Raw genomic sequence first — 611 nt, 5'->3', positions numbered from 1 at the left:
CCGTGATCATCCGTTTGGCACTCACCTAGCGTTTCAATTGTGAATGGCTTGATATTTTCTGGCGGAAATGAACAGTATTGATCAGCGGCTCCTGCTTTAGAAAAAGTATACTGCTGACCATGCTGACTACGACCACTGATCTGACGCTTTCCAGGGTCTGTTATCAATGTCTTTTGACGTACTTCAGCCTCTATAATAGATGGATTTCTCAGAGGATGATTAGGGCTATATGGTAATTCACCTGGATTGGTTTGATATTCATACCAACTAGACTTCTTATTTGCCACATGCACAGTCCACTCAATCTTATGCACGCCTGGCGTATTTAAAGTAACTTCTTCTGCTTCATGCTCACAACCTTCCTTATAGCGGTAAATTTTAAAGCGAGCTGCTTGTCGTCTCATATCACCATTTTGATCCCGAAATATATCTTCGCTAGTCGCTGGCACCGCTTCCGGCCAAGTTAAAGGCATACCAGCAGATGTTTCTGGGCCAAGATAGAACTCTTCACTCGTACCTACTCGAGCGATACCGATAGAAGGGTATATTTTGTATATATAGCTGTTATTCATCGCCATGATAAATTCCTTTTATTCTGCACAACCGCAATT

At 42.4% G+C, this 611-nt stretch carries 1 protein-coding gene; it reads right to left on the bottom strand.

The genetic code is table 11. The features are described from left to right. The coding region (locus BTA35_RS16515) for a LodA/GoxA family CTQ-dependent oxidase (protein ID WP_202931295.1) at positions 1-578 on the bottom strand (578 nt) is incomplete at its 3' end. Positions 579-611 lie beyond the last annotated feature (33 nt).

Source organism: Oceanospirillum linum (assembly GCF_001995095.2).
Taxonomy (GTDB): domain Bacteria; phylum Pseudomonadota; class Gammaproteobacteria; order Pseudomonadales; family Halomonadaceae; genus Oceanospirillum; species Oceanospirillum linum.
The sequence above is the reverse complement of the archived record's forward strand: the minus strand, read 5'-3'. Positions and strand labels throughout refer to the sequence as shown.